This window comes from Streptomyces sp. B1I3, assembly GCF_030816615.1.
Classification (GTDB): Bacteria; Actinomycetota; Actinomycetes; order Streptomycetales; family Streptomycetaceae; genus Streptomyces.
The window spans coordinates 632,107-649,901 of sequence record NZ_JAUSYD010000001.1; the positions used below are offsets into that span (position 1 = coordinate 632,107).

At 68.8% G+C, this 17,795-nt stretch carries 19 protein-coding genes and 2 pseudogenes; 11 read left to right on the top strand and 10 right to left on the bottom strand.

Annotated elements, in window-relative coordinates:
* Window positions 1-131 precede the first annotated feature (131 nt).
* The 4 genes from QFZ58_RS03190 to QFZ58_RS03205 form a co-directional block, all read right to left on the bottom strand.
* Complete coding sequence (locus QFZ58_RS03190) at window positions 132-1,397, bottom strand: APC family permease (RefSeq protein WP_307123358.1); 1,266 nt, start codon at window positions 1,395-1,397, stop codon at window positions 132-134.
* A 188-nt stretch (window positions 1,398-1,585) separates the two neighbouring features.
* Window positions 1,586-1,993: an arsenate reductase ArsC gene (locus QFZ58_RS03195; RefSeq protein WP_307123359.1), complete on the bottom strand. Its 408-nt coding sequence runs from the start codon at window positions 1,991-1,993 to the stop codon at window positions 1,586-1,588.
* Entirely contained in the window at window positions 1,986-3,110 is a 1,125-nt protein-coding gene (arsB, locus tag QFZ58_RS03200) for an ACR3 family arsenite efflux transporter (RefSeq protein WP_307123360.1), read from the bottom strand. Before arsB ends, QFZ58_RS03195 begins: the two co-directional genes overlap by 8 nt.
* Complete coding sequence (locus QFZ58_RS03205) at window positions 3,107-3,508, bottom strand: helix-turn-helix transcriptional regulator (RefSeq protein WP_307123361.1); 402 nt, start codon at window positions 3,506-3,508, stop codon at window positions 3,107-3,109. Before QFZ58_RS03205 ends, arsB begins: the two co-directional genes overlap by 4 nt.
* 80 nt (window positions 3,509-3,588) lie before the next feature.
* Here QFZ58_RS03205 and QFZ58_RS03210 point away from each other — a divergent pair, with 80 nt between their 5' ends.
* From QFZ58_RS03210 to QFZ58_RS03225, 4 genes are all read left to right on the top strand, one after another.
* Window positions 3,589-4,065 carry an ArsI/CadI family heavy metal resistance metalloenzyme gene (locus QFZ58_RS03210; protein WP_307123362.1) on the top strand — a complete coding sequence of 159 codons (477 nt, stop codon included), beginning with the start codon at window positions 3,589-3,591 and terminating at the stop codon, window positions 4,063-4,065.
* 130 nt (window positions 4,066-4,195) lie between these two features.
* A complete protein-coding gene (locus QFZ58_RS03215; protein WP_307123363.1) occupies window positions 4,196-4,531 on the top strand; it encodes a hypothetical protein in 336 nt (111 codons plus the stop codon).
* Between the two features lie 27 nt (window positions 4,532-4,558).
* A complete protein-coding gene (locus tag QFZ58_RS03220; RefSeq protein WP_307123364.1) occupies window positions 4,559-5,326 on the top strand; it encodes an SDR family NAD(P)-dependent oxidoreductase in 768 nt (255 codons plus the stop codon).
* A 26-nt stretch (window positions 5,327-5,352) separates the two neighbouring features.
* On the top strand, window positions 5,353-5,724 hold the full coding sequence (locus QFZ58_RS03225; protein ID WP_307123365.1) for a MerR family transcriptional regulator: 372 nt from the start codon (window positions 5,353-5,355) through the stop codon (window positions 5,722-5,724).
* A 106-nt stretch (window positions 5,725-5,830) separates the two neighbouring features.
* Here QFZ58_RS03225 and QFZ58_RS03230 read toward each other — a convergent pair whose 3' ends face one another.
* A complete protein-coding gene (locus QFZ58_RS03230) occupies window positions 5,831-6,307 on the bottom strand; it encodes an ATP-binding protein (protein ID WP_307123366.1) in 477 nt (158 codons plus the stop codon).
* Window positions 6,308-7,570: 1,263 nt separating this feature from the next.
* Window positions 7,571-8,083, bottom strand: a complete 513-nt coding sequence (locus QFZ58_RS03235) for a hypothetical protein (protein WP_307123367.1) — start codon at window positions 8,081-8,083, stop codon at window positions 7,571-7,573.
* Window positions 8,084-8,248: 165 nt separating this feature from the next.
* Here QFZ58_RS03235 and QFZ58_RS03240 point away from each other — a divergent pair, with 165 nt between their 5' ends.
* Window positions 8,249-10,570, top strand: a complete 2,322-nt coding sequence (locus QFZ58_RS03240; protein WP_307123368.1) for an Orn/Lys/Arg decarboxylase N-terminal domain-containing protein — start codon at window positions 8,249-8,251, stop codon at window positions 10,568-10,570.
* 556 nt (window positions 10,571-11,126) lie between these two features.
* Here QFZ58_RS03240 and QFZ58_RS03245 read toward each other — a convergent pair.
* A complete protein-coding gene (locus QFZ58_RS03245) occupies window positions 11,127-11,867 on the bottom strand; it encodes an alpha/beta hydrolase (protein ID WP_307123369.1) in 741 nt (246 codons plus the stop codon).
* Window positions 11,868-12,632: 765 nt separating this feature from the next.
* Between QFZ58_RS03245 and QFZ58_RS03250 the strand changes: the two genes are divergently transcribed.
* Window positions 12,633-12,956, top strand: coding sequence for a helix-turn-helix transcriptional regulator (locus tag QFZ58_RS03250; RefSeq protein ID WP_307123370.1), 324 nt, complete (start codon window positions 12,633-12,635; stop codon window positions 12,954-12,956).
* A gap of 1,006 nt (window positions 12,957-13,962) precedes the next feature.
* Window positions 13,963-14,052: a hypothetical protein gene (locus tag QFZ58_RS34395; protein ID WP_373428648.1), complete on the top strand. Its 90-nt coding sequence runs from the start codon at window positions 13,963-13,965 to the stop codon at window positions 14,050-14,052.
* Window positions 14,053-14,091: 39 nt separating this feature from the next.
* Here QFZ58_RS34395 and QFZ58_RS34400 read toward each other — a convergent pair.
* Window positions 14,092-14,226 (bottom strand): annotated as a pseudogene (locus QFZ58_RS34400) (IS5/IS1182 family transposase); the annotation flags it as partial.
* Window positions 14,227-14,701: 475 nt separating this feature from the next.
* Window positions 14,702-15,553 (bottom strand): enoyl-CoA hydratase/isomerase family protein, encoded by an 852-nt coding sequence (locus tag QFZ58_RS03265; protein WP_307123372.1) that lies wholly within the window; start codon window positions 15,551-15,553, stop codon window positions 14,702-14,704.
* Between the two features lie 42 nt (window positions 15,554-15,595).
* Here QFZ58_RS03265 and QFZ58_RS03270 point away from each other — a divergent pair, with 42 nt between their 5' ends.
* The 3 genes and pseudogenes from QFZ58_RS03270 (at window position 15,596) to QFZ58_RS03280 (ending at window position 17,064) form a co-directional block, all read left to right on the top strand.
* A complete protein-coding gene (locus QFZ58_RS03270) occupies window positions 15,596-16,000 on the top strand; it encodes a helix-turn-helix domain-containing protein (RefSeq protein WP_307123373.1) in 405 nt (134 codons plus the stop codon).
* Between the two features lie 65 nt (window positions 16,001-16,065).
* Window positions 16,066-16,518, top strand: a pseudogene (locus QFZ58_RS03275) (transposase).
* Between the two features lie 150 nt (window positions 16,519-16,668).
* The gene (locus QFZ58_RS03280; RefSeq protein ID WP_307123374.1) at window positions 16,669-17,064 is read left to right on the top strand and encodes a hypothetical protein; all 396 of its coding nucleotides are present in this window, start codon (window positions 16,669-16,671) and stop codon (window positions 17,062-17,064) included.
* Here QFZ58_RS03280 and QFZ58_RS34405 read toward each other — a convergent pair.
* A complete protein-coding gene (locus QFZ58_RS34405) occupies window positions 17,048-17,305 on the bottom strand; it encodes a haloacid dehalogenase-like hydrolase (RefSeq protein ID WP_373428509.1) in 258 nt (85 codons plus the stop codon). The genes QFZ58_RS03280 and QFZ58_RS34405 overlap by 17 nt on opposite strands.
* Between QFZ58_RS34405 and QFZ58_RS34410 the strand changes: the two genes are divergently transcribed.
* On the top strand, window positions 17,300-17,524 hold the full coding sequence (locus QFZ58_RS34410; protein WP_373428510.1) for a hypothetical protein: 225 nt from the start codon (window positions 17,300-17,302) through the stop codon (window positions 17,522-17,524). The genes QFZ58_RS34405 and QFZ58_RS34410 overlap by 6 nt on opposite strands.
* The last annotated feature ends 271 nt before the right edge of the window (window positions 17,525-17,795 follow it).

Consider the following 17,795-nt stretch of genomic DNA (forward strand, 5'->3'; position numbering starts at 1 on the left):
CGTGCAGCGTGGGAGAAGGCGAGTCAGCTGCTCGACCGCTGATCGGCGTCAGCGTTTCGCACGTACGGGACGGCGCTGCGACACCGTCTCCCGGGTGCCGCAGCCCCACACGCTTCCCAGCGTGGAGTGCCTCAGCGGTGGTTGATGGTCTTGCGCAGGCCGTGGACGGCGGCGCCGAGGGCGAGGACCACCGCGCCGGAGGCGGCTGCTGTCGGTGGCAGGGCGAAGGCCAGAGCAGTGCAGCCGATGAGGCCGACGACGGGTACCGCACGCGGCGGGCGGCCCTCGGCGGGGGTGAGGGTGAAAGCTGCGGCATTGGCGATGGCGTAGTACGCCAGTACGCCGAAGGAGGAGAAGCCGATCGTTCCGCGCACGTCCACGGTCGCGGCGAGCACGGCAACGATGGCCCCGACGGCGAGTACGGCACGGTAGGGGACGTGGAAGCGGGGGTGAACGGCGGCCAGGGTGTGCGGCAGGTGCCGGTCGCGGGCCATGGCCAGGGTGGTGCGCGAGACGCCGAGGATCAACGCCAGCAGGGAGCCCAGCGCGGCGACGGCGGCCCCGACGCGTACCACCGGCGCCAGGGAGGGGACACCGGCGGCGCGGACGGCGTCGACGAGCGGAGCGGTGGCATGCCCCAGTCTTTCCGGCCCGAGCACGGCCAAGACGGTGACGGCAACGGCGGCGTACACCATGAGGGTGATGCCCAGGGCGATCGGGATGGCGCGCGGGATGGTGCGGGCGGGGTCGCGGACTTCCTCGCCGAGGGTCGCGATGCGTGCGTACCCGGCGAAGGCGAAGAACAGCAGCCCGGCGGCCTGGAGTACCCCACCCACGGTCACGTCCGAACCGATGTCGAGTCGCGCGGTGTCGGCCGTCCCGCCGGCCAGGCAGGCGGTCACCACCGCGGCGAGCACCGCCAGCACGATCGCGACGATGCCCCGGGTCAGGAGCGCGGACTTCTGCGTCCCCCGGTAACTGACCGCCGTCAGCGCCACCACCGTGGCGACCGCCACCGCGTGCGCCTGGCCCGGCCACACGTAGGAGCCCACCGTCAGAGCCATCGCCGCACAGGATGCGGTCTTGCCCACCACGAACGCCCATCCGGCCAGGTAGCCCCAGAAGTCGCCGAGGCGCTCACGGCCGTAGACGTAGGTACCGCCCGAGGCCGGGTAGCGGGCGGCGAGCCGGGCGGAGGACGTCGCGTTGCAGTACGCCACCACCGCCGCCAGCGCCAGGCCGAGCAGCAGCCCGGGCCCCGCCGCGCCGGCGGCCGGGGCGAGCACGGCGAAGACGCCCGCCCCGATCATGGAACCGAGGCCGATCACCACAGCGTCGAGGACTCCCAGCCGACGCTTCAGCTCGGGGCCTTCCGCCGGGGGCGCTGGCGTGTTCACCGTTCACTCCTTGAGCGGGGGCCTGTCTCGCTTCTCCCGCGTCTGTCCGGCTTCTTGATACCGGCGCACGGTATCGAGCCAAGGTGTCGTGCAGGGGGCGCTGAAGGGCTAGCCGGCGCGTACACCTGATCGCTGCTGACGGTGGGGCGCCGGCCAGGACCACATCGGTCGTTCTCGCAGGGGAGGTGTCAATGGAGTGGGAGGTCGGCGAGCAGGCTGCGGACGCGCTGTTCGACCTCGTCCCGAATCGGGCGGACGGCTTCGACGCCGTGGCCGGCGGGGTCGTCGAGTGTCCAGTCGAGGTAGGTCTTGCCGGGGAAGACGGGGCACGTGTCGCCACAGCCCATGGTGACAACCACGTCGGACGCCTGCACGGCTTCGGTGGTCAGGAACTTCGGCGTTCGGGTGGACAGGTCGATACCGACCTCCGCCATCGCCTGTACGGCGGCGGGGTTGACTGTGTCGGTCGGTGCGGACCCGGCGGAGCGGACCTCGACCTGACCCTTGGAGAGGTGGGTGAGGAAGGCGGCGGCCATCTGCGAGCGGCCGGCGTTGTGGACGCACACGAACAGCACGGACGGCTTGGTCTCAGACACGGGCGGAACCTTCCGGGGCGACGGCCTCTCCGGCCGCCGGGGTGGGCTGGGGGAAGAAGCGGCGGGCGGCGAGGGCGACGTAGACCAGGCCGATCAGGACCGGTACCTCGATGAGGGGCCCGACGACTCCGGCGAGGGCCTGGCCGGAGGTGGCGCCGAAGGTAGCGATGGCGACCGCGATGGCCAGCTCGAAGTTGTTGCCCGCGGCGGTGAACGCCAGGGTGGCCGCCTTGGGGTAGTCCAGTCCGACCGCGCGGCCGGCGGCCATGGAGCCGGCCCACATCACGGCGAAGTACACCAGGAGCGGCAGTGCGATCCGTACGACGTCGAGCGGCTGGGAGGTGATGGCGTCACCCTGGAGGGCGAAGAGCACCACGATGGTGAAGAGCAGTCCGTACAGGGCGAACGGCCCGATGCGCGGGATCAGCTTCGTCTCGTACCAGGTGCGTCCCCTGGCCTTCTCACCCAGGCGGCGGGTCAGGAACCCGGCCAGGAGCGGGATGCCCAGAAAAACCAGTACGGAGCGGGCGATCTCCCATACGGACACGTCGAGGACAGTCTGTTCCAGGCCCAGCCAACCCGGCAGCACGGAGAGGTAGAACCAGCCGAGCAGGCTGAACGCGACGACCTGGAAGACGGAGTTGACGGCGACGAGGACAGCGGCGGCCTCGCGGTCGCCACAGGCCAGGTCGTTCCAGATGATGACCATGGCGATGCAGCGGGCCAGGCCGACGATGATCAGCCCGGTGCGGTACTCGGGCAGGTCGGGCAGGAAGATCCAGGCGAGGGTGAACATCAAGGCCGGGCCGACAAGCCAGTTCAGGATCAGGGACGGGATGAGCAGGCGCCGGTCGCGGGTGACGGTGTCCAGCCGGTCGTAGCGGACCTTGGCGAGCACCGGGTACATCATCACGAGCAGACCGAGCGCGATCGGCAAGGACACCCCGGTGACGGTGACCTTCGCAAGCGTGTCCCCGAGGCCGGGGACGAGGCGGCCCAGGCCGAGGCCGACGGCCATCGCGATCAGGATCCACACGGCGAGGAAGCGGTCGAGGAACGACAGCCGCCCGGCGACCGGCCCCGCGGGCGTCGCGGTGGTGGTGGCTTCTGCGCTCATGAGGTGGCTCCGGCAGGGGCGGGTTCGGCCGGCGGCCGGCCGGCGGGCCGGGTGAGGAGCGCGGCGAGGCGGTCGGTCATCTGCGGCAGCAGCCGGTAGTACACCCACGTTCCGCGCCGTTCGGAGTCGATGAGTCCGGCCTGTTTGAGCAGCTTGAGATGGTGGGAGATCGTCGGCTGGGACAGGTCGAAGGCCGGGGTGAGATCGCAGACGCAGACCTCACCGCCGGCACGCGAGGCGATCATCGACAGCAGCCGCAGCCGGACCGGGTCGCCCAGGGCCTTGAACACCTTCGCCAGCGTTTCGGCCTGGTCCTCGTCCAGCGGAGCGGTCAGCAACCCCGGGCAACACCCGTCGGCGCCGTCCTGGCCGAGTATCACAAGCTCTTGATTCGACATGCTTCTATGTTGACGTTTTTCGATCCACGGCGCAAGCTTGAATCGACAGACATCAATACAACCCGATCGGGGAGACCGTCATGTCACGTGCCCAGCTCGCGCTCAACGTCGCCGACCTCGAAGCGTCGGTCGACTTCTACTCCAAGCTGTTCGGTGTCGAGCCCGCCAAGCGTCGCCCCGGCTATGCGAACTTCGCGATCACCACGCCGCCGCTCAAGCTCGTCCTCATCGAGGGCGAACCGGGACAGGAGACCCGCCTGGACCACCTCGGCGTCGAGGTCGACACCACCGACGAGGTCACCGCCGCCACGACCCGGCTCAAGGACGCGGGGCTCGCAACGTTCGAGGAGAACGACACGTCCTGCTGCTACGCCCTCCAGGACAAGGTGTGGGTGCACGGCCCCGGCAAGGAGCCGTGGGAGGTCTACGTCGTCAAGGCTGATGCCGACCAGCTGGGCAAGAACGCCGCGCTCGGCGGCGACGCCTGCTGCGCCGGTGAGCAGGAAGCGGCCGAGGCCGCGCCGGTGACTGCCGGCTGCGCCTGCGGCAGCAGGTGAGCCACTCCGCATTCAGCGCCGGACCGGCGAGCCTGACCGCCAGTTCGGCGCGGGGATCATCGATGCCCCTGTAGGAGTAGGGCGGGCGCGGCGCGGGAGGCCCCGGCTCGGAGCCCCTGAGGTCGGAGGTGTGGTTGTGCCGCGTTCCGGCGGACACGCCCAGGAGCTCGGCGATCGTCTCGAGGCTGTCCTCCGGAACGGGGGACGGCACGACGCCGGGCCGGTCACTGTCATCGACGACCAACGCGTCGAGCGCGTCCTCGAGGCGAAAGCCCTGGAGTTCGGCGTCGGCGCTACTGCTGTTCTCCGACCCGGGCAACGCACACTCGTCGCTCCGAAGGAGTTCCAGACCACAGATCTGCCCCGCCTCGCAGCCCAGCACGACGAGATCACCGCACTACGGAAGGAGCTGAGGCCCACCCCACACGCCAAGGTCCGCACGCTCCCCTCGTCTCTGAGAAGTTGACCCTGCCGCTGGCGGCAGGGTTGCACGATGACCGGCATGAACAGCACCGCAGCGCAGGACACCAGGATCGTCGTTGTCACCGGAGCAGGTACCGGCATCGGCCGGGCTACCGCCCGCGCCTTTGCCGCCGAGGGCGCCCATGTGGTCGCGATCGGACGGCGAGGCGAACCCCTCAAGGAGACCGCGGCCGGGCACGACCGGATCACACCGCTGCCCGCCGACATCACCGCCGAGGATGAGCCCGAGCGGATCGTCCAGGCCGTGTCGGAAACGCACGGTCGATTGGACGTGCTGGTCAACAATGCCGGCATCGTGCGCAGCGGCGCCCTTGGCACACTGACGCCGGAGATGATCACGGTTCAGCTTGCCACCAATCTCGTCGCCCCCATCCTGCTGGCGCAGGCGGCGCTGCCGCTTCTGGAGGCGTCGGGCGGAGTGATCGTCAATGTCAGCACGTCGGTGGGGCAGCGGGCTTGGCCCGGCAGCTCGGTCTACGCGGCGACCAAGACCGCACTGGAACTGCTGACCCGTAGTTGGGCGGTCGAGCTGGCACCCCACGGGGTCCGGGTGGTGGCGGTCGCCCCCGGGGCGATCGACACCCCCATAGGCGAGCACCAGGGGCTGACGCCGGAGAGAATGGCCGCAGTGCGGAAGTGGCAGCTGGCGCACACCCCGCTGGCTCGAATCGGCCGCCCCGAGGAGGTGGCCTGGGCGATCACCCAGCTTGCCGCACCGGTCGCATCGTTCGTCACCGGAGTGGTGCTCCCGGTCGACGGCGGAGCGGTCGTGGCGTGATAGGAGTGGTCTGGGAGGTGGGGCGGGTGCGGATCGGTGAGCTGGCCAGGGCGACCGGGACGACTGCTCGTGCACTGCGGCACTACGAACAGGCCGGGTTGATCTCATCCGAGCGGGCGTCCAACGGCTACCGCGTCTACGAAGAGCAGGCCACGGTGCGGGTCCGCAACATCCGCTACCTGCTGGCCGCCGGACTCACCCTGGACGACGTGAGCGTGTTCCTGCCATGCCTGGACGGCGATGTGGCTGCCTCACCGCCCTCGGGCAAGGGCCTGCGTGTCGCGCTGGAACGGCTGGAGGTCCTGAACGAACGGATCGCCGCCCAGACCGAGGCCCGCGATCGGCTGGAAGCAGCGCTCCGGGAGAAGACCGGCGATCGGATCCGTCCGGTGGCCTGACCCGAGGTCTCCGGCAGAGCCCGGAATGGCCCGGTCCCGGTCAATGGCCGGGGCCGGGTGATATGGGACTGGTGCAGTCGGCCGCCGCCCGCACCCAGGCTTGAGATCACATCACTTGGTGGCCGGCCGCATCGTCGCCCGGGCCGTCGGCAAGAACGACGGCCGCCCTGATGCGTTTGCCGCCCGGTTCGCGATGCGCCTCGAAGCTGCGGCACACCGCCTTGACGATCTCCAGCCCGTGCTGGCCGATCCGGGCCGGATCCGGCGCCGGAATCGACGGCAGTGTCATGTCGCTGTCCCACACCGTCACCTCCACCGCGCCCCCGCGCACCTCCAACGTCAGCTGACACGCGCCTGGGGCGTACTTGCGGGCGTTGGTCACCAGCTCGCTCACCACCAGCTGGACCGTGTCCATCGCCCGCTGTGACACCGACAGCCCGTGTTCAGCCTGCAGAGACATCAAAAACTCACAGGCCATGTCCCGAGCCACAGCAATCTTCTCGCTGCCCTCGAACGTGGCGGAGACCGACAGCGTACGTCCCTCCAGCGGCTGCCGGCCCTCGTCCTGCCCAGCCAGATCCATACACCTACTTCCCTGAAACGCCGTTGCGGGATCGTCCTCCGTACCCCTGAAACATCCGCACACTCCCGCACAGCGGAGACACGCACACACTCGGTGCCCGACCTTCACAAACAGCTGTAGGGACACCGGCCGCCCTCGTCTCGCTGCGGCCACCCTGGCCCCCGCAGCCCTCTCCGGGCCGGCGCAGCGCCGCCCGACGCCGAGCGGATGCGGGACGGTGAGGCCCGCCGCGGATCGTCCGGGCAGGGCCCTGACCTGCCGTGGCGAGGGGAGGCATGGTCGCGAAGGCAGGCTGTGCGGCCCGTCGAGCAGGCCGATCCCGTTGGACACCATCACTGCGGTCGGGACGGCTCCGACGACCCACATCAGCGGATGGTGCCCTGTGCGCCGACGAGCGGTGGGACGGGCGGTGGCGGTGACACGCTCCAGCAGCGCCTGCCAGCCGTCCGCGGTCGGGACCCCGGAACGTCGGTTTCATCCCGGGCCGTCCCTGTTCCCGGGGGCCGGAGCAGGGCGATGCCGCCCCAGAGCTCCTATTCCGTCAATTGTTTCCGGTCACGCCTCTGCCATCTGGCTGATTCCGGTGCCATGCTGAATCCCGCGTGGAACCCCGGACCACCCCCGAGATCGGGTTCCTGCGACGGCCCCGCCTGCCCGTCCTGGGAGAGGCGGGGTCTGCAGCCCCTCCCGGCCTCCCCACGGGAGGGTCGCTGCATGATGTCTCCCGCGAGCCATGCTCCCGCAGGCAGTCGAAGGATGCTCCATCCGCACCGGCCGGTGACGCAGAACCTGCGCCTGGACGCACCGTGGATGAACCCGCCAGTCTCCGTCCACCACCTCGGCCAGGGCGGTGGTCGCCGCGTGTCCGTACGTAGCCCCGCCGACACGCACATCCTTGGCATCACCTACGACGACCACGACGTCACCGCGTTCCTGCGCCACGCCGGACTCGGAAGCCCCGACCTCTTGCCCGATGACCCGGCCTGGGTCTGGTGGCACGAGGGCAGGCCGCACGAGTGGGCCGCAACATGGAGGACACCGCCGATCTCGAGGTGCACCGCCAGGGAGAATTCTCGGGCGGTGAATGCAGGTCCGCGGTGGCCGAACGCACGGACATCCTCGTGCCTGAGCGCGGCACTTGGCCCGGATGGACGAATCAGATGCTCGAACTCGACCCGTCGGCCGACCCCGAGCGAGGCTGCCGGAGCTGTGCGACGACGTCACCGGCCTGGTGGTCGGACAAGTCGGCGATGCCCTCGATGCTCACGGACATGTGGCATCGGGCGCGTGGGTGGCGAGCAGCGCGAGTGAGCGAGCGGCGTATCCGCGGAGGTTGCCGTCGTTGAAGTCGACGCCCGGTGCGGACATCGGCGCCGCGGCGGCTCGCGTCAGCTCCGCGACCACCTGGGACACCAGGCCGTCCTCGCCGAGGGTCGTGGCTGGGCCGGCCGTCACCAGGCGGGCCGGTGCGGTGGCGGCGCCCCATCGCACCAGCGGAGCCGAGGCGGTGAGCCAGGGCCGCAGGCGGTCCACGAGGGCGTGATCGCCGACGAGCCCGGCCGCCACCAAGGCAGTGGCGGCGGCCCGGGGATCGGTTTCGCGGTCCAGCTGGACGAGGAGCTCGGGGATGCTGCGGACGCCTTCCTCAGGGAACCAGGCCAGCAGGTAAGCGGCCCGGCTACGGATTTCGGGGCCCAGGTCATGGAGGAGACAGAACAGGGGGGCCGGAGCGATCAGCCAGGTGATCGTCCACGACGCCGAGTACCGGGAGCTCACCGCCCCGGGTGGTGGGTTCGCGGGCGGCCTGTGCCCTGCTGTCGAGAACCAGATCGCTGGAAGCTGCCTCGTGAGGGTGAACAGAGGCCGTTGGACGGAAAACGATGGTGAGTTGGCTGAAGACTGTGTGCGGACACTTCGGAGACTCGGGCAGAGGCGGACGACATGACCGACGGGGTAATCCTTCTGGCAATGCGCGAAGACCCGCTCGGCGGCGGTGCCGACGGTGAGCAACTGCGGCGGATCGGGAAGGAGTTGGAGAATCGGGGCCTTGCGCTGCGGTGGGCTCGCGACGTGCGAGAGGCGCGCGCGGTCATGCACACCGAAACCGGACTCTCAGCGGCTGTGGTCGCCTGGGACCTTCGAGGTGATGCGGGCACCGAGGGAGGCGGAGCCGCGGTACTGCGGCAGATCGAGCGGCGTTTCAAGGATCTTCCGGTCTTCCTGGTGATGGCGGACGAGTCGGACCACGCCCTCGACGGACTGCCCCTGTGGGTGTCGGAGACGGTCATCGGCTACATCTGGGCCTTGGAGGACACGCCCGCCTTCATCGCCGGTCGCGTTGCAGCCGCCGCACGCGCCTACCGCAAGGACGTGCTGCCGCCGTTCTTCAAAGCGCTGCAGCAGTTCGAGGACGCGCACGAGTACTCCTGGCACACGCCCGCCCACGCGGGCGGTGTGGCGTTCTTGAAGTCCGCGGCCGGACGAGCGTTCTTCGACTACTACGGCGAGCGGCTCTTCCGCAGCGATCTGTCGATTTCCGTAGGAGAGCTCGGTTCGCTCTTCGAGCACAGCGGTCCCATCGGCGAGGCGGAGCGCAATGCGGCTCGGGTTTTCGGCGCCGATCGTACGTACTTCGTCCTGCACGGTGATTCCACCGCTGACCGGATGGTGGGCCACTACAGCGTGGCCCGCGACGAGATCGCCCTGGTGGACCGCAACTGTCACAAGTCGGTCCTGCACGGCCTGGTCATCTCCGGTGCCCGGCCGGTGTACCTGGTGCCGACTCGCAACGGCTACGGCCTGGCCGGACCGCTGCCACCGGCCGAGATCAGCTCCTCGGCGGTAGCGGCCCGGATCGCGGGCCACCCGCTGTCGGAGGGAGCCGTGTCCTGCGAGGCGACGTACGCCGTGCTGACGAATTCGACCTATGACGGTCTGTGCTACGACGCTGTGCAGGTGGCCCGCGCGATGGCGCCCAGCACCCCTCGTCTGCACTTCGACGAGGCGTGGTTCGCCTACGCCCGCTTCCATCCCCTCTACGCCGGCCGCTACGGGATGGCCGTGGGGCCTGACACCTTCGACGGGCCACTGCGCCCCACGGTCTTCGCGACGCAGTCGACGCACAAGCTCCTGGCGGCCCTGTCGCAAACGGCGATGGTGCATGTGAAGTCCGCACCGAGGGCCCCGGTGGAACACGAGCGGTTCAACGAGACCTTCATGATGCACGGCACGACCTCGCCGCTCTATCCGGCGATCGCGTCACTGGACGTGGCGACCGCCATGATGGACGGCCCGCAGGGAGAGTGGCTGATCGAGGAGGCCATCACCGAAGCGGTCCGCTTCCGCCAGGCGGTCGTGCGTACCGGCCGGCGTATCGCGGCCGCCGATGACCGTCCGGCCTGGTTCTTCGGGATCTGGCAACCCGACTCCGTCACCGACCCTGCCACCGGCGAACGCAGCGCGTTCGCCGACGCCTCTCCCGCGCTGCTGACGCGCGAGCCCAGTTGCTGGTACCTCGAACCGGACGCCCAGTGGCACGGCTTCTCCGGCCTCAGCGAGGGCCACTGCATGCTGGACCCGGTCAAGGTGACGGTCACCTGCCCGGGCGTCAGTGCCACCGGCGAGACGGGCGAGTGGGGCATCCCCGCCCGCATCCTGACCGCCTACCTGGCCACCCGCGGCATCGTCGTGGAGAAGACCGACACCTACAGCACCCTCGTGCTGTTCTCCATGGGCATCACCAAGGGTAAATGGGGCACCCTCATGGACGCACTCATGGACTTCAAAGTCCTGTACGACAGTGACGCTCCACTCCACCGCGTCCTGCCCGAACTCACCGGGCAGTTCCACCGCCGCTATGCCGGTACCACGCTTCGCGCCCTGTGCCAGGACATGCACGAGCACCTCACCCGCGCTGAACTCATCACCGCACTCGACGCCGCCTTCCAGCAGCTTCCGCGACCGGTCGCCCCGCCGCAGCACTGCTACCAGCAGCTCATCCGCCAGGGCACGCAGCGCCTGCGTCTCGCGGACGCCGCCGGCCACGTCGCCGCCGCGATGGTCACCGTCACTCCCCCGGGGATCCCGGTACTCATGCCCGGCGAAGCCATCGGCACCCCGGACGGGCCCCTCCTTCGCTACCTGCAGGCCCTGGAAGCCTTCGACCGGTCCTTCCCCGGCTTCCACAGCGAAGCCCACGGCGTCACCATCGACCCCGAGACCGGCGACTACCTCATTGAATGCATCCGCTCGGATTCGGAATAGAACCGGGAGCCCGTCGCAAAGCTCCCGGAGGCGTGCCCGATGGCGATCACGCCCGAGAAGCGCGAATCGGTGACCATGGCCGGCGCCCGTGGTGGGGCGTGGTGATCTGCCCGGCCTGACCCTGGCCGAGCACCGGCCACTCCCCGGCTCGCGGCAGCCACCCGGACCGCCACAGCCCCCTCTCAGCCAGCGCAGCACCGCCCGACACCGAACGAAGGCCGGGACGACGAGGACGCCGCGGATCGTCCGGGTACGCAAGGCATGCCGTCTCGGACCCGCTGCCACCGGCGCACCAGCCTCGTGCCGCAGGGCCGGCGCGAAGATCAACGGCTACAGAGCGGGACAGGACAGAAGTTGAGCCGGAGCCCGAGTGCGGGCAGCACGCGGAAGCTCTGCATGAATCGAGCAGTTCATGACCGCAGGCACCACGAGCCCCTGCCGGGAGTTCAGCAGGGGCCCACGGTGTAGAGAGCTGCGGAGGGCCGGAACCTGTCCTCGATGAGCGGCATGCCGACCGACATCAGCTACCGTCTGCTGCCGGTCTGACGGTCTGGTCTCACTTCAGATGTCGGGTGAAGAACTGGGCCGCGGCGTCCCCCGCGAACTGCGGGACGCCGGTGTGCCCGCCGAGATGGGCGTGCAGGGACTTCTCCTCGGAGCCGAAGGCGTCGAACAGGTCCAGAGCCGCCTGCCGGTCGTTGCCTTCGTCGTCCCACTGCAGCAGGACGTGCAGTGGAATGGTGACCTGCCGGGCCTCCTCGAAGATGGTGCGAGGCAAGAAACTCCCGGCGAACAGAACGGCGGCCGAGATACGCGGCTCGACCACCGCCAGCCGGATACCGATGGAGATCACTCCTCCCGAGTACCCGACCGGGCCGCCGATCTCGGGGAGCGAAAGGACGGCGTCCAGGGCGGCCTGCCATTCCGGGACGGCCCTTTCCACCAACGGGAGGACGAGGGCGTCGACGATCTCGTCGCTGACCGGCTCGCCGGCCTCCATCGCCCGGCGTAGGTCGGCTCGGGCCTGCTCGGCGGCGGGCCAGCGGGGCCGGTCGCCGCTTCCGGGGAGCTCGATGGTGGCCGTGGCGAAGCCGTCCGCCGCGGAGTGTCGGGCCCGGGCCACCAGTCGGGGGTACATCTTGCGCAAGCCGAGGGGAGGGTGGCCGAGCAGGATCAGCGGCGCCGGTGCGGTTGCGGATGCCGATGCGGGTGTCCACAGGATGCCGGGGACCTCACCGAGGGTGAATTCGCGTTCGGTGACGCCGTCGTCGAGGCGGTGCCCGGAAGTGAAATGCATGGTCGTGCCTTTCGGGAGTGCACTGGAACGGCGCTCCCGGACGACCTGTCTATCGCCCGACCGTGGCCCCGGAGGGGAGCACCCATGTCGATACTGCGTTCACGGGTACCACCTCCTCGATCTCTCCTACGGCCTCCGGCAATGTAGCAGTGGCCGCCCTCGCCCGCCTAACGGGTTTTCGCGGAGTCTGCGTGACCGGATGCCACGCAGGCAGGCACCACGCAGACAGGTATGGGTGCAGACCGGAGCGGACGAGAACCGGTGCCTGCTGATCCACCGCAACCGGTGACCAGCACCGGTGAACCACTGGCCCTCCAGGCACCGCCGCATCACGCGCATCACCCTGGCCATGCTCGCGCTGGCCTTCCTCGCCGCCGTCGCCGTCAGCACGAAGCCCGAGCGGAGCACCGGCCCCTGTCGGTCTGCAGCAGCGACCCGACCGCCCCGGAGGTCTGCCATCGCATCGCCAGACCCTTCAGACCACCGACCACGCCATGTCGATGGTTATGTCGGTGTTGTTGTCCTGCCCGAGCCCGGACGCTCGCCCGGGGCGGAAGCCCCTGCCGGCCTATGGCCCAGGACAGCGGGCCGACAGATACGGCATGAGAGGCCGCCAGAGCAGCCGCCTGGCTCAACCGGGCGGCGTGAGCGCGGGGTACACGCCGAACCACTGCTCGGCGCTGTACTCCTCGAACCGATTGGACGGCGAGTGGTTCGCAAGTCCGAAGGTACGTCACCAGCCGTAGCTTATCGAGAGGTTGAAAGATGGCATCAAGCGATCTGTCGCACCCTGGCGTTGACGACCTCGAAGCGGGGCCGGTGCTCCTTGCACTTGCTGATGAGAACCGGCGTCGAGTCATCGCTGAACTCGCTGTGTGGCCGGAGGAGGAAGGACTCTGCGCCTCCTTCGGCCTACCAGTCAGCAAATCGAGCCGCACCCACCACTGGCGGGTGCTGCGCGAAGCCGGCCTGGTGTATCAGCGCGACGCCGGGAACAGGCTGTACATGCGCCTTCGAAAGGAAGACCTGGACCACAGATTCCCCGGGCTCATCGAGGCGGTTGTAACCGCAGACCGGGGCACAGGCTGAAAAACTGCACCCCTGGCGAGACGGCGTTGGCAGTTGAGAGCTGTGGCTATGCCGACGAAAGCGAGGAGGCCGCGCGACTGGACGCGGTCGATGACGCCTGCCGGACGGGCGTGACGTGCTGCGATGGATACATCCGCCCACACGGCGCGCCTCCCCTCACTGCCAGCGGCTGTGGGCCTCATCTAGGGAGGTGACCAAGGACGTCACTTCCGCAGGTCCGGGTACCCGATGGACCACATCCTTCTTCGAGCGCTGTCGCGCGTTCGGGGTGGTCGGACGGGGCGCTGTACACGAGGAGGGCGGTGGCCATGCCGTGGCAGTGTCGCTCGCTGAGTATCCGGAAGGCGGACACCTCGCCCCGGTCGTCGCCCGCGTACAGAACGCCCCGCAGCCCCGGCCCGTCGCCTCGCTTGCGGGACCTACCCGCCATGCCGGCTCGTCACGGGGGAGCGCAAGTGCCCGTCCTGTGTCAGGTTCACTGGGGCCGAGCTCGATCACCAGGCAGCCGCCCTCCGGGGTGAGGCGCTTCCACAGGGCGAAATCCGTCAGAGGCGTGAGCGGGCGGCGGTATGCCTCGCACGATTGCGGGCCTGGCGGAAACCGTGACCCTGGTGGCAACGCCCGTGGCGGGCGCGGATCCCAGTTCGGTCCGTGTGCGGGCATGAGCGCTCTCGGTCCCCCAGCATGGGCGGCGGGTTCGGTACTCCGGGGCACGTCGTCGCCCCTCCTGGACGGTAACGCCCGAGGTCACGACGTGGTGGCGAGCCTGCCTTTCGCGGTGCGACTTTGAGACGTCGACACTCCCGAACCTGACACGGGCACGGTAAGTGGCGAAGGGGGCTGAATAGGCCAACTCTCCTTCTGCTCGCTTGTGACCTGACACGCCACGGGAAAATATCCCCCCACGACGGTTTAGTACGCCAGACCTCGAAGGGACATCGTGGTCAAGCAAGACAGAGCGCGCCGGACGCACAAGTTGTTGCTGGACGCGGCAGCGAAGGAGTTCGTGCGGCACGGGTACACCGGTGCCAATCTCCAACGGGTCGCGAGTGAGGCCAGTATGACGAGGGGGCCCTCTCTGGATCGCGTCCAGTAGGGGTGTCAACTGGGTGACGTCGTGCCTGTTTCCGCCGGTCAGGGTGACGGCGAGAGGGGTGCCGTGCCGGTCGACGATCAGGTGGCGTTCGCTGCCCGGCCGTGCGCGGTCGACCGGCGAAGGCCCGGTGTGAGCCCCCTTTGAGGGCTCGAACGTGTGAGCCGTCGATCGCAGCGTCGTCCATGTCCAGCAGTCCTGCCTTGCGCAGCTCGGCCAGGAGCACTTTGTGCAGGCGGGACCACACCCCGGCCTCGGTCCAGTCCCGCAACCGCCGCCACGCTGTCACGCCGCTGCACCCGGTCTGCTCGGCGGGTACATCTCTCCAGCTCACGTTCTTACGCAGTACCTAAAACGATGCCTCGCAGGGCCGCGCGGTCGTCCGCCGGCAGGCGTCCGGGATACCGATGACGGCGCGGCGGCCGGGGCGGCAGCAGCGGAGCGATACGTTCCCACAGATCATCAGGCACAAGATCATCCGGCACCTGGATCACTCTGCCGCCACCGGATCCGATCGCCAAGCCCTCACACCGAACTCATCCCGAAACAATCAGCTTCACAGGGTTGGAGGCGGCCCGTACGGTCGTTCGACCCGAATTACCAAACGGACCGTACGGACAACTTCTGCACTCCACCCGCGCAGGGCGATTCGTTACGAATGTCGGACGAGGTTCGCGCGCAGCACCTTTTCGAGGTTCAGCTCCACCTCGCGCGTGTGAACCCCGGCCGCGAGCGCTGCCCGGGCAAGCTCTCCAGACGCGGGAGTGAACGTCTCGCCGAGCAGGCGGTTTTCTGCGCGCAGTGCGTCCTCAAGCGTGCCGTCGGCCGCGTCGATTGCTTCGATAGCCGCGGCGCGGACACCGTCGGGCAGAGACGCGATGGCCAGTGCGACCCACTCAACATATTCATCCAGTTCTGCGGCGGGCAGAGCTCGGTTCACCCAACCCCACCGCTCGGCAGTCGCCGCGTCGACGAGCCCGCCTGTCAACACGATCTCGAGAGCGCGAGCGCGACCCACGAGGCGGGGCAGGTGGGCAGTTGCACCGGCTCCAGGGACGATGCCGATCAGTGCCTCGAACTGGCCGAACGCCGCAGTCTCGAGGGCCGCGAAGCGCAGATCCAGGCTGGAGACCAGCTCGGCTCCACCGCCACGGGCGAGTCCCGCGACCTTGGCGATGGTGGTCTGAGGCAGACGCCGCCAGCGTTCATGAAGCCGCATCATCGGGCCCGTCCCGACAAGCGTCTCCTCCGCGACCGGGAGGGCGGCGTAGGTCGCGGGGTCCTCCACGAATGACAGGTCGCCGTGCGCCAGGAAGAACTCCGGATTAGCGCTCTGGACCACGATGACGTGCAGATCGGGATCATTCTCGGCCGATGCAGCGACGGCGTCCAGGTCGAGCATGAGCTGCGCCGTCATCAGGTTGACGGGCGGAACATCAATCGAGACCCATAGCACTCCGTCCCGGCGCTTGAGATTGAGGCTGGGCAGGGACTGTTCGGTCATGGGATTCCTTTGGGTTGCCGGTATCTCTGGTATACCTGGTACATGGCAGGTACTTCAAAGAAACCTGGTATCCGCGAAGATCGGGCCGGTCACGAGACCATCGTTGGCCCGCAGCGCGAGCTCCTGGATCAGCTGCTGGACAAGTGGGGTCATCTGCTGCTGGCCGCGTTGTGCCGGCAGCCGCGACGCTTCAACGAGCTCAAGAGAGAGCTCGATGGGGTCACTCAAAAATCGCTGACGCAGGCACTGCGACGGTTGGAACGCAACGGCCTCGTCGAGCGCCGGGTACTGACGCAACGCCCCGTTGCTGTGGAGTACCGGATCACACCGCTGGGCCGCACGCTTGAGGAGCCCTTTTCGATCCTGCGCTCCTGGACCGCCGACCACCTGCCCGAAGTCGAACGACACAGGGAGGCATTTGACAAAGGCGCGGACACCCTTCACTGATTTTTTCGGGATGAGTTCGGTGTGAGGGCTTGGCGATCGGATCCGGTGGCGGCAGAGTGGTCCAGGTGTCGGATGATCTTGTGCCTGATGATCTGTGGGAACGTGTCGCGCCGCTGCTCCCTCCTCGTCCGCCGCGGCGTCGGCGGTATCCGGGCCGCCTGCCGGTGGATGACCGTGCGGCTCTGCGCGGGATCGTCTACGCCTTGCGCACGGGTGTGACCTGGGTGGATGTGCCGACCGAGACGATCGGCTGCAGCGGGGTGACGTGCTGGCGGCGCCTGCGACAAGCACCGACGACTCCTCCGCGCTCGCGGCATCACGCCGAAGATCGCCCGCAGGGCACCGCCCACGGAACCGGCCTGGGCAAGACCAGGTGGGTCGTCGAGCGCACCTTCGCCTGGCTCCACCAGTTCAAACGCCTGCGGACCCGCTACGAGATACGCGCCGACCTCCACCTCGGACTGCTCCGACTCGCCTGCAGCATCATCTGCTTGCGACGACTCCGAACCTCATTCTGAAATGATCAATATGACCATTTCCCCTCCAAGGAGGCGCTGGCGGCTGCGCTGACAGCACCCTTCGAACGGACCTGGGGCGAGTTGCTCCAAGGGGCGGAAACGGCCGGTCCGGCAGCGGAGGGAGCACTCTCCGACCTCATCCTCGCCCTGGTGAGCCGCTTGCGGGCAGATCTGCGGTTCCGGGCCGGCTTCCACCTGATGGCGGAATACGCGCGTGCCGAGCAGCGACTCCCCCCGGTGGTCGAGGACTTGAGCCGGGCTCTGCCGGGCCTGATCCGCCAGGCGCAGGAGCGTGGGGACCTGAGTCGCTCCCGGTCTCCCGAAGTTCTGAGCCGCCTGCTGCTCACGCTGATCTGCAGCGTCTACTACACGACCGCGGAATGCGAGCTCGATGCGCACCCGGACGAGTGGACGGACATCTGGCAGTTGGTGCCACGGTCGTCCGTCGACGCGGTTGCGCTCCAGGACGAGGACTCCGAAGCCACGTCGAGGGAAGGTTCTGCGCGGCGGGCATGCGAAGGGGCGCCACTCAGTGCACCGGAATAGTGCGCGCCCCGGGCAGAGCGGCGAGGAGTTGCGCGTCGCCTCCCATAACAGTGGCGTGTCCCACCTGCGCCAGCATCGGCAGGTCGGAGACATGGTCGCCGTAACCCTGGCAGTTGGCCGGCCTGATGTGCGGATAGCGGCGCAACATGGCTTGCACCGCAGCCCGTTTGCCTTCGGCGATGACCGGACTACCGACGATGCGCCCGCTGAGGATCCCGCGCGCACCTCGGGACGGGTGCACAGCAGGTGCTGCGCGCCGATATCGGCGGCGATCGGTGCACTCGCACTCGCCGTCACCACCGAGTTCTACGAGCGGTTGCCCGCCATCGCCCGAGACGTGGAGGAACTCGGGCTCTCGCCCCTCGCCTCCGTGGCCGAGCTACTGACCCGAACCGCGCTCGCATTGCGGGACGACACCGTGATGCAGGCGGCGCCCGACTTCAGATCGAACGCGCACTGATCGGGGTCGAACTCCCCGTGCCCTTCCAGAACTACACGAAATTGACGTGCGCGTGGCTGGAGGAGGCCGACGAGCAGGGGGAGCTGCAGCACCCCACTCCCCCCGAGCCCTCGCCCGGGTCATCGTCTCCGCCATTTTCGGCACCCAGCACATCTCCTGGGTCCTGCACGACCGCAGCGACATCGCCGAACGCACTCTGGAAGTGATCGAGGCAGTTCTGCCCTCCTGCCACGAGGCGTTGCAGACCTGCCCCTCCGCGCAACAACACCGC